The organism is Moraxella sp. Pampa, assembly GCF_035181385.1.
In the GTDB taxonomy this organism is placed as follows: Bacteria; Pseudomonadota; Gammaproteobacteria; order Pseudomonadales; family Moraxellaceae; genus Moraxella.
In genome coordinates this window covers 901,352-912,178 of the sequence record NZ_JAXCJK010000001.1, presented here as the reverse complement: position 1 = coordinate 912,178, position 10,827 = coordinate 901,352, and the positions used below count along the sequence as shown (strand labels likewise).

Sequence of the window (10,827 nt, the reverse complement as noted above, 5' to 3'; positions counted from 1 at the left end):
TGATCCCTTCCCGAACTCAGAAGTGAAACGTCTTAGCGCCGATGGTAGTGTGGTTCGCCCATGTGAGAGTAGGTCATCGTCAGCACCTTATTTAGCCCCCTTCAACGGTTGTTGGAGGGGGTTTTTGGGGGTTGACAGTGGGGTGTGATGTAATTAAAAGGAGGGGTTGAGAAGTGGTCTTGATACGGTTTTGGCAAAGTGGTTTTACTTTAGTTGAAATGATGGCAGTTCTTACAATTGTGGCTGTACTTATCTTTTTTGCACAGCCTACTTATATTGCCATGATGCAACGAATTGAAGCACGTGAGGTGCGTAGGCACATTCATGAGGCCATTCGCTTGGCAAAAATTGAAAGCCGTATTCGTGGTCAAGATGTCTTGATTTGTCCAATGAATAATGATGTGTGTAGTAAAGTTGCTCAAGATAATCTTTTGGTTTTTATCGATACTAATAGAAATAATAAATTTGATAAGAAAAAGGATATTGTTATCATTAAAGAGGCGTTGTCTCTTAGATATGGTATAATCAGTATGAGCGTTTCTGCTGGTCGGGATTATATAAAGTTCATGGGCGATACAGGCAAACCTCGGGGCAATTTTGGGAATATCAAGTACTGTAATATATTTAAAGAAAAAACTCATAGTTTTCAGATAGTTGTTAATATGAATGGTATGGTTTCAGAAAAATATGGAAGTAGATTGAATATTGATTGTTGAGGATAAAGATGTCGGTAGATTTTTCAAACACATTGATAGTGGCAATTTCAGCAACAGCATTGTTTGATCTGACAGATGTTGAAAAAACAATGGCTAAGTTTGTGCAAGAAGATGAAAAAACAGCGGCAAAACATTTTCATGAATATATGCAAGCACATGAGAAAGAGCCACTTGCAGCGGGAACTGGTTATCCACTCATTAAGGCTCTTTTAAATTAAATAAATATGATCAAGATAAAGAGTATCACAATGAATCACCATTTGTTGAAGTAGTGATTGTTTCAAAATCGACGCCAGATATGGGCATTCAGGTTTTAAATGCCATCCGTACACATGGTCTGGAGATTACTCGTTCAGCTTTTATTTCTGGGGCTTCGGTAACGGACTACATTAAAGATTTTGATGTTGATTTATTTTTAACCACCAATCAAGAAGATGCTCAAAAAGTTGCCGATGCACGAGTTTGTGCTTGTGCTATTTTAGATGCTGGCCCTATTGATATTTCAAAGCTGGATACAGAACAATTGCGTATTGCTTTTGATGGCGATGCTGTACTTTTTGATGAGGCGAGTGAGTTGGTTTTTCAGCAACATGGATTACAAGCCTTTCATCGCTATGAAAATGAAAAAATGGATTTGCCGATGGACAAGGGTCCTTATGCAGATTTTTTAATTAAACTATCTAGATTACAAAGCAGGCTACCAAATGATACCAATGCAGACAACAGCCCAATTCGTATTGCATTGGTAACTGCAAGAAATGCTCCTGCTGATATGAGAGCCATCAAAACTTTGCGTGAATGGGGTGTCAGTGTTGATGTGGCATTTTTCTTAGGAGGGTTGAGCAAAACCCGTGTGCTAAAAACTTTTGCACCGCATATTTTCTTTGATGACCATGTCAAACATATTGAGGCTGCACGCAAAATTGTGCCATCAGCACATGTTCCATACCACTCAGCATCATTGCTTAATGAACTGACCAAAAGACCGCTAAAAAGTAAGCTTTTCAAACCCATTAAAAAACGCAAGAACTGTTGTGATGAAGAAAATCACCTTAATTAAAATTGTGATTGCTGTAACTTTATTGTTATTACCAAGACGCAGCACTCAAAAACCTAATGACAAACCTAAGCCATCATGATTCGTTTGATTGATACGCATACACACTTTGACGTGTCAGAGTTTGATGCCAATCGTGCCAGTTTGACAAAAAAAGCACATGAAAATGGTGTGCGTCATCTGCTGCTGATTGGGTTTTTGGCAAAATACTTTGGACAAATGATAGATGTTCAAAGCGAAATGTTGAAATTTAATTTGGCTGTACAGGCACACTTGGCATTTGGCTTGCACCCCTTATATATCCTTGAACAAAGTGAAAATGACCTGATTTTACTTGATGATTTTATTAGGTCGTATGAGAGTGTTGCCATTGCTGAGATTGGTCTAGATACTTATCCGAAATATTTTAATGAGTCTGAAATTTTTAAAAAACAGCAAAAATTTTTTATTGAGCAAATCAACCTTGCTAAGATGTATGGATTGCCTGTTATCTTGCATATTCGCAAAGCACATGGGCAGGTATTGCAAATTTTAAAGTCTCAAAAATATCGTGCTGATGAACAAGGTGGCATCGCACACAGTTTTAGCGGTGGCGAACAAGAGGCGCTTGCTTTTGTTAAAATGGGGTTTAAGCTTGGTATTACAGGGCAAATCACCAATCCAAATGCAAAAAAACTTCGTCGTGCGGTGATGGCAGTGTTTGAAAAATATGGTGCTGATGCATTTGTTATTGAAACAGACTGCCCTGATATGATGCCTTTGCCTCACCAGCATTTGGGTGGTCCAAATGAGCCTGCCAATTTGATTTATGTGATTAATGAGTTGGCGAATTTATTTGGTATGGATAAAGAAATTTTGGCAAGACGGTTATGGGAAAATAGCAATGAAGCGTTACGCCAGCAGTGGATTTATGAATGATGAGTGATTTGATGACACGCCGTTTTATGGGCACGCGTACGCTATATGGAGCAGACTTTGAAAAATTCATGAATGCTCATGTTTATGTCATCGGCGTGGGCGGCGTGGGCTCTTGGGCGATTGAGGGGCTTGCTAGAACTGGTGTGGGTAAGCTGACCTTGGTGGACTTGGATGTGTTGGTTGAGAGCAATATTAACCGTCAGTTGCCTGCACTTGATGGGACGCTGGGCGAATCTAAAATTCATGCCATGGCAGACAGATTGCATCAGATTAATCCAAATTTAACACTAAATTTGATTGATGATTTTTTGACGGCGGATAATATCAAAGAAATTTTACCATCTAAAAATGAAATTTGGGCATTGGCCAAACAAGGCATTAAAGTGGTTGTGCTTGATTGTGTTGATGATATGAATGCAAAACTTGCCATCAGTTTGCATTGCCGATTTAATAAGATTAAGCTCATCATCTCAGGTGGTGTGGGTGGCAAGATAGATCCGACACAAATTAAAGTGGCAGACCTAAAAGATGTAACCCAAGATCCATTACTTGCTAAATTACGCACCCGCTTAAAAGAAAAAAATATCAGCCAAAATAAAAAAGGTAAATTTGCCATGAAATGCGTCTATTCGACCGAGCAACTAAAAATGGCGACAGCGTGTGAAAGTGGATTAAACTGTGGTGGTTATGGTTCTGCAGTGGCGGTAACAAGTGTTGTTGGCATGGTGATGGTGTCAGAGTGTCTGGCAATGATTGCTAAATAGGCTATCAGATGGTCTATGGCCAAGTTTATAGATTTAAATTTATAGATTGAAAAATTGACAAAATATATGAGAAATATATGAGGCGGTTGGCCTTGTGATTGTATGTGTTAAAAAAGCCACCTTGCTGGGTGGCTTTTTTTGTGAGATGAATTTGATGATTATTTATTGATTTTTTCCATTGCTTTTTCATAAAACTCATTGAATTTTTCTTTGGCAGTATGAACAAATTCACTGTCAGCCTGTTCGTCAATCATTTCACTGATTTTGACAAAAAGCTCTTTGGTTTTTGATTTTTGGTATACAGGCAGGCGTTTGCATACCTCGCCAACCTTCTTGCGAACCTCACTAAGCACCGCTTCGTCACCACGAGCGTCTAACACATCGCAAATCCAGTTTGCCAAATCTACACATTCTTCTTCTTTAAAGCCACGAGTGGTTACGGCAGGTGTACCGATGCGAATGCCTGAGGTGACAAATGGTGATTTTGGATCATTTGGTACAGAGTTTTTGTTGACGGTGATGTGAGCATCGCCCAGCCATTTGTCTGCTTCTTTACCTGTGATGCCTTGTTTGATTAGGCTGATGAGCATTAGATGGTTTTCTGTGCCACCAGAAACAACATCATACCCACGAGCGATGATGGTTTTTGCCATGGCTTGTGCATTTTTTACAACTTGTTGTTGATATGCTTTGTATTCATCGGTCATGGCCTCTTTAAAGCATACGGCTTTAGCAGCGATGGCGTGCATGAGCGGACCACCTTGCGAGCCAGGGAATACGGCAGAATTTAGTTTTTTCTCAATCTCTTCATTGGCCTTTGCAAGGATAAGACCTGAGCGTGGGCCACGCAAAGTTTTGTGAGTGGTAGTGGTGGTTACATCAGCGATTTGTACTGGATTTGGATAGATGCCAGCAGCTACCAAGCCCGCCACATGTGCCATGTCCACCATGAGATAAGCACCTACGCTATCGGCAATCTCACGAAAGCGTTGCCAGTCCATGATTTGTGAGTAGGCAGAAAAGCCTGCGATGATCATCTTGGGCTTATGCTCGTTGGCAAGACGCTGGATTTCATCATAATCAAGCAGGCCGTTTTCATCAATGCCGTAATGCACCGCATTATAAGTTTTGCCAGAGAATGATACGCTTGCACCATGTGTTAGATGTCCACCATGTGCCAAACTCATGCCCATGACGGTATCACCAGCTTCTAATAAAGCTAAATAGACGGCCGCATTGGCACTTGAGCCTGAGTGTGGCTGAACATTGGCGTAATCTGCACCGAAAAGTTCTTTGGCACGATCAATGGCAATTTGCTCGATGATGTCCACATTCTCACAGCCACCATAATAGCGTTTGGTTGGATAACCTTCGGCGTATTTGTTGGTCAGGTTTGAACCTTGGGCTTCCATGACCGAAGGAGAGCAGTAGTTTTCTGATGCAATGAGTTCAATATGGTTTTCTTGACGCCAACCTTCTTTATCAATGATGGCTGCCAATTCTGGGTCGTAGGCGTGTAAAGAGATGTCTTTAAACATGATTTTGCACCTTTTGTTGGGATTGAGTGATGAGTTGAAAGTTTTGTTAGTGTATCATAATTTATTAAAAATAAACACAATGCTTTATGTGTTTTCGTGCGATTTGGCTTGATAAAAATGAGGCATTAAAGCCAGTTTACATGGCTTTAAAATTTTTCAAAACTTGTGATAAAGCCATGTAAAAAAATTTCCTCCACTAAAATGTATCGCCCCTGCCAATCATAGATACTGGCTCTTTTAAATTGCCCATCATGCTTAAAAATATGTCGCTGACAAGGCAAGGTTCTTGATTTTTTAAACATCGCATAGCCAATTGGCGTGTCTTTTAGATGGCGTAATCGTTTGGCATTGCCAATTAAGCTGGGCTGAGGAAAGATACTTTTGGCGTGAATCCATGCCTGTTCATCATTGCCAAAAAGCAGTACTTCACGCACCCAGGCCAAAGCAGGGCGGTGAACTGGTAAGTTTAAGATTTTTTTGTTTTTAAAATCAATGGGTTGCCATTCTTCTTTGATGACTTTGACTCTCAGGATTTGACCTGCCTTAGCTTCTAGCATTGCAGTTAGTGAGCCTTGCGTGGTTAGGTATGGTAGTAGGGTGGCTGGTGGTGTCATTTTGGTGAAGGTTTTTTAATGAAAATTATGATTTTAATCCGTAAGATTGTAGCATAAAAAGCAATATATCTTAAAAATTAGCGATGATTTTTAAGAAAATTTTAGTAATTTTTTATGACTTTTTTAAATATTTTAAGGGGAATCTTAATAATTTTTTTGGTGATTTTTGGATATCAAAAATGGTGGATTTTAATAAAATCAATGTATTTTCATAAGGTTGGATGATAAAGATACAAAATTTTTAATGGTAATTTTTATATCATTTATTTTAAAAATATTGAACATTATGGCTTGATATTGGATAAAAGCTGTATTTTTGAGTATTCTGTATGACAAGAATCGCACGCAGTTAATTTTTACTAGTATTCACTGGTATCGGCAGTGATTTGACTGGTGTGGCAGGCTGCTACACTGATGACAATGTACCAACATGGAATTTAGGAGATTACGATGACTTATCAATCAGCATTAGAACACGTTCGTGGTGTTAAAGAAAAATTAGGTGGCACTTGGCACGCCATTCGTCCAGAAGATGCAGCTCGTATGATGGTGCAAAACCGCTTTAAAACAGGGCTAGACATTGCCAAATATACCGCTGGCATTATGCGTCAAGATATGGCTCAGTATGATGCTGACAACAGCAAATACACACAGTCTTTGGGCTGTTGGCACGGATTTATCGCCCAACAAAAAATGATTGCCAATAAAAAATATTTTGGCACAACCGCCAAACGCTACATCTATCTGTCAGGTTGGATGGTGGCGGCGTTGCGTTCTGAATTTGGGCCACTGCCCGACCAATCTATGCACGAAAAAACCGCTGTACCAAAGCTAATTGAAGAAATTTACACTTTTTTACGCCAAGCTGATGCCAAAGAATTAAACGACCTATTTCGTGCCTTACAAAAAGCCGAAGACGCTGGCGATAGTGCCAAAGTCAAAGAGCTAGAAAGCCAAATTGACAACTTTGAGACACACATTGTACCAATTATTGCCGATATTGATGCAGGTTTTGGTAATGAAGAAGCTACTTATTTACTAACCAAGCAAATGATTGAAGCTGGGGCGTGTGCCATTCAAATTGAAAACCAAGTATCAGATGCCAAGCAATGTGGGCATCAAGCAGGCAAAGTTACCGTACCACACGAAGACTTTTTAGCAAAAATCAACGCTGTGCGTTATGCGTTTTTGGAGCTTGGCGTAGATGATGGTGTAATTGTCGCCCGCACCGACTCAGAAGGAGCGGACTTAACCCAAAAAATCCCAGTCAGCAAACAAAAAGGCGATTTGGCAAGCAAATACATCAGCTATCTTGAAACCACCGAAATTGACATCAGCGATGCGCTTGACGATGAAATTTTAATCAAACGAGACGGCAAATTACACAGACCCACTCGCCTAGCGTCTGGTTTGTATCAGTTCCGTGAAGGCACTCAGCACGACAGAGTGGTGCTAGACTGCGTAACTTCGCTACAAAATGGGGCGGATATGATTTGGATTGAAACACCAACCCCAGATGTAGCAGGGATTGCACGCTTTGTTGATGATATCAAAAAACAAGTACCAAACGCCAAATTGGTCTATAACAACTCGCCGTCTTTTAACTGGACGCTCAATTTTCGTCAGCAGGCCTATGACCGCTGGGTCGCACAAGGCAAAGATGTATCAGGCTATGAACGAGACAAGCTAATGGACGCTAAATATGACGACAGCGAACTGGCACTTGATGCGGACGACAAAATTCGTACCTTCCAAAAAGATGCTGCTCGTGAAGCAGGTGTATTCCACCATTTAATCACCTTGCCCACTTATCACACCGCTGCACTTTCTACCCACGAGCTTGCCAAAGGCTACTTTGGCGATGAAGGTATGCTCGCTTATGTAGCAGGTGTTCAGCGTAAAGAAATCCGTGGCGGTATCGCTTGTGTCAAACATCAAGCAATGGCAGGTTCGGATATTGGCGATGACCACAAAGAGATTTTTTCTGGCGAAAACGCCCTAAAAGCAGGCGACGCCAGTAAAAACACAATGAACCAATTTGGTGGTTAATTTTTAAACAAAGATAAAAACGGTGTTTTGCTTGGTAAAAACACCGTTTTTTCATAAAATTGTTAATTTTTAAAAATTTTTTGGTTAAAATTTTAAAGTCAGCTTTTTTAAATGAAAATTTTATCATTTATTTTACGCTCTTTAATTTCACTTTAAAATTTTAAATCCAACACCCAAATCAAAAGGAAAAAATTATGCCCACAACTCGTATCAACAAAGGCTTGCTCGCCATTGATAAAATTTTATTTGATTTTATTGAAAATGAAGCCTTGCCGATTGCTAACATCGCAAGCGATGAATTTTGGCAAAACTTTGAACAAGCGGTGCTTGATTTAACCCCAAAAAATAAAGCACTTTTACAAAAGCGTGAACAATTACAAACCCAAATTGATGATTGGCACAAAAACAACGCCTATGAACTAAACGCCTATAAGCAGTTTTTGAGCGATATTGATTATCTTGAAAAACCTGTGGACGATTTTGAAATTACCACCACACAAGTTGACGATGAGATTGCTACAATGGCAGGTGCTCAGCTGGTTGTGCCTGTGCGTAACGCCCGCTATGCTCTAAATGCCGCCAATGCACGCTGGGGCAGTTTGTATGACGCTTTGTATGGTTTTGATGTTATTGATGAGACGGGCGGTGCGGACAAAGGCAATGGTTACAATCGTGTGCGTGGGGCAAAGGTTATTGAATTTGCCAAAAATTTTCTTGATGAAATTTTTCCGCTTAACGATGGTTCACACGCCGATGTGGCAAGCTATCAGATTAATAATGGTCAATTAGTTGCCAAAATTGAAAACAAAATTACGACTTTGCAAAATGCTGATAAATTAGCAGGCTATAATGGCACAACCGATTACCCAACAGAAATTATCCTAAAAAACAATGGGTTACACGCTATTATCCAAATTGACCGTGAGCATTTGATTGGTAAAGACGATAAAGCAGGTGTCAAAGATGTGATTTTAGAATCGGCCGTTACCACCATTCAAGATTTAGAAGATTCAGTAGCGGCAGTAGATGCCGAAGAAAAAGTGGAAGGCTATCGCAACTGGCTGGGTCTAATGACAGGCGATTTGTCTGAAAAACTAGAAAAAAATGGCAAACAAATCACTCGCACGCTAAATCCAGACCGTACTTTTACCGATATTAATGGACAAACCCAAACCTTGCACGGTCGCTCGGTTATGCTTATTCGTAATGTTGGACATTTGATGACAAATCCTGCGATTTTGGTAAACGGCGAAGAAATTTTTGAAGGCATTATGGATACGCTTATCACGCCACTACTTAGCGTGATTGATATTCGTGGCAAAAATACTTTGCGTAATTCTCGCACAGGCTCTATGTATATCGTCAAGCCAAAAATGCACGGCTCACAAGAAGTGGCGTTTGCCATAGAATTATTTGAGCGTGCCGAAAAACTGGCAAATCTACCCAAAAACAGCCTAAAAATAGGCATTATGGACGAAGAAAAACGCACCAGTATCAATCTAAAAAATTGTATTGAAAAAGCAAAAGACCGTACTATTTTTATCAATACAGGCTTTATGGACAGAACAGGCGATGAGATTCACACGGCAATGCACGCAGGGGCGTTTGTCAAAAAAGCCGACATCAAAGCCCAAGCGTGGTTTGATGCTTATGAAAAACGCAATGTCAGTATTGGATTAAATGCAGGACTAACTGGCAAAGCCCAAATCGGTAAGGGTATGTGGCCAAAGCCTGATGAGCTTGCCGATATGTATCGCACCAAGATTGAACACCCCACAGCAGGGGCAAGCTGTGCGTGGGTGCCATCGCCAAGTGGTGCGGTTATCCACGCTATGCACTACCACAAATGCAATGTATTTGACCGCCAGCTTGACCTAAAATCACAAACAATGCCAAGCCTTGACACGCTTTTGACCCTACCCCTAGCAAGCGATACAAATTGGAGCGATGATGAAAAACGCCGTGAACTTGATAACAACTGTCAAGGTATATTAGGCTATGTTGTGCGTTGGGTGGATTTGGGCGTGGGCTGTTCTAAGGTGCCTGATATTCATAATGTTGGACTTATGGAAGACCGTGCCACTTTGCGAATTTCAAGTCAGCATATCGCCAACTGGCTTATGCACAACATCGTCAGCAAAGATGAAGTAATGGACAGCCTAAAACGAATGGCAAAAGTGGTAGATGCCCAAAATGCCAACGACAAAGATTATCGCCCAATGGCGACCGACTTTGACAGCAATATTGCTTTTAATACCGCTGTCAGCTTGATATTTGAAGGCAAAGACCAACCGTCAGGCTATACCGAGCCACTTTTGCACAAAGCCAGATTGAAGTTAAAAGGCTATACAGGCGACTAGTTTTCAAGCGATTAATGCAAAAATGTAAACCTTAAACACAAAACCCCAAAGTGTCGGCTTTGGGGTTTTTTAAATATTTAGATGGTGGTATGGCAAGCTAAAATCTAAATCAATCGGCTTGAGAAGATTTTGGTCAGTTTATACCTTTGTCAACCATAAATTCACCCCAAAACTAATAAATAAACAGCCAACCAATAGCATTGCCAACGCCATCACCATAGGGCGGGTACCGAACAGATCGGCCAGTTTTTTGCCACTAAAAGTCAGTAAGGTCAAATAAGAAAAGCTCACGATTTGCAAAATCAACGCCAAGATAAAAAAGCTTAAAAATGGCTTATCGTAGCTAGGATCAACAAACTGCACAAAAAATGATAAGAAAAACAAAATTGCCTTAGGGTTGGTAAGACTCAGTGATAAAGAGCGATAAAAAAAGTTTTGCTTGGGGATATTGGGCGGAGTGAAAGTCTTGCCTGCAATCATATGGCGATTTTTAAAGGTATGATACGCTCCGATGATGAGCCGTATGCCAAGATATGCCAAATAACCTCCACCGATGAGTTTGATGCCATCAAACACAGCAGGATAGATTTTTAACAGTGTGCCCGCCCCCAAGACGGTAGCGAGCATGAGCAAGCTATCGCCGATGAGAACGCCTGCCATCACCCATGCTCCTGCTTTTCTACCCTGTGAGGCCGATACTGATAGGCAATATAGAGTGTTTGGTCCAGGTAGTGTGATGACCACAATGACGCCAATAAGATAAGTGATTAAGTCGGTGATGCCAAACATTTTTCAAACCTTTTTAACCTTG

Annotated in this window: 8 protein-coding genes, 1 rRNA gene and 1 pseudogene; 7 read left to right on the top strand and 3 right to left on the bottom strand. The window is 40.6% G+C overall.

Translation table 11 applies throughout. The annotated features are described in order from the left end of the window. The 5 genes and pseudogenes from rrf to R0123_RS04395 all read left to right on the top strand — a co-directional run. Positions 1-85: ribosomal RNA gene (rrf, locus tag R0123_RS04415) — 5S ribosomal RNA — on the top strand; the annotation flags it as partial. 88 nt (positions 86-173) lie between these two features. Then, entirely contained in the window at positions 174-716 is a 543-nt protein-coding gene (locus R0123_RS04410; protein ID WP_323843215.1) for a GspH/FimT family pseudopilin, read from the top strand. Between the two features lie 8 nt (positions 717-724). Continuing rightward, positions 725-1,776, top strand: a pseudogene (locus R0123_RS04405) (5'-nucleotidase). A gap of 75 nt (positions 1,777-1,851) precedes the next feature. Next, a complete protein-coding gene (locus R0123_RS04400) occupies positions 1,852-2,691 on the top strand; it encodes a TatD family hydrolase (protein ID WP_323841602.1) in 840 nt (279 codons plus the stop codon). Continuing rightward, positions 2,691-3,455, top strand: a complete 765-nt coding sequence (locus R0123_RS04395) for a tRNA threonylcarbamoyladenosine dehydratase (protein WP_323843245.1) — start codon at positions 2,691-2,693, stop codon at positions 3,453-3,455. The genes R0123_RS04400 and R0123_RS04395 overlap by 1 nt, the downstream gene beginning before the upstream one ends. 158 nt (positions 3,456-3,613) lie before the next feature. Here R0123_RS04395 and glyA read toward each other — a convergent pair whose 3' ends face one another. After that, positions 3,614-4,993, bottom strand: a complete 1,380-nt coding sequence (glyA, locus tag R0123_RS04390) for a serine hydroxymethyltransferase (RefSeq protein WP_323843214.1) — start codon at positions 4,991-4,993, stop codon at positions 3,614-3,616. Positions 4,994-5,139: 146 nt separating this feature from the next. Then, entirely contained in the window at positions 5,140-5,607 is a 468-nt protein-coding gene (locus R0123_RS04385) for a chorismate--pyruvate lyase family protein (protein WP_323843213.1), read from the bottom strand. 450 nt (positions 5,608-6,057) lie between these two features. Between R0123_RS04385 and R0123_RS04380 the strand changes: the two genes are divergently transcribed. Both R0123_RS04380 and R0123_RS04375 read left to right on the top strand, forming a co-directional pair. Next, positions 6,058-7,656 (top strand): isocitrate lyase, encoded by a 1,599-nt coding sequence (locus tag R0123_RS04380; protein WP_323841605.1) that lies wholly within the window; start codon positions 6,058-6,060, stop codon positions 7,654-7,656. Positions 7,657-7,850: 194 nt separating this feature from the next. Beyond that, positions 7,851-10,016 (top strand): malate synthase G, encoded by a 2,166-nt coding sequence (locus R0123_RS04375; RefSeq protein WP_323843212.1) that lies wholly within the window; start codon positions 7,851-7,853, stop codon positions 10,014-10,016. A 138-nt stretch (positions 10,017-10,154) separates the two neighbouring features. Here the strand turns inward: R0123_RS04375 and leuE are convergent, their stop codons facing one another. Next, complete coding sequence (leuE, locus tag R0123_RS04370) at positions 10,155-10,805, bottom strand: leucine efflux protein LeuE (RefSeq protein WP_323841607.1); 651 nt, start codon at positions 10,803-10,805, stop codon at positions 10,155-10,157. Between the last annotated feature and the right edge of the window lie 22 nt (positions 10,806-10,827).

Excerpts from the sequence above, each read along its gene's own strand:
- R0123_RS04400 (WP_323841602.1), top strand. The coding sequence starts at position 1,852 with ATGATTCGTTTGATTGATACGCATACACACTTTGACGTGTCAGAGTTT.
- R0123_RS04395 (WP_323843245.1), top strand. The coding sequence starts at position 2,691 with ATGAGTGATTTGATGACACGCCGTTTTATGGGCACGCGTACGCTATAT.
- glyA (WP_323843214.1), bottom strand. The coding sequence starts at position 4,993 with ATGTTTAAAGACATCTCTTTACACGCCTACGACCCAGAATTGGCAGCC.
- R0123_RS04385 (WP_323843213.1), bottom strand. The coding sequence starts at position 5,607 with ATGACACCACCAGCCACCCTACTACCATACCTAACCACGCAAGGCTCA.
- R0123_RS04380 (WP_323841605.1), top strand. The coding sequence starts at position 6,058 with ATGACTTATCAATCAGCATTAGAACACGTTCGTGGTGTTAAAGAAAAA.
- R0123_RS04375 (WP_323843212.1), top strand. The coding sequence starts at position 7,851 with ATGCCCACAACTCGTATCAACAAAGGCTTGCTCGCCATTGATAAAATT.
- leuE (WP_323841607.1), bottom strand. The coding sequence starts at position 10,805 with ATGTTTGGCATCACCGACTTAATCACTTATCTTATTGGCGTCATTGTG.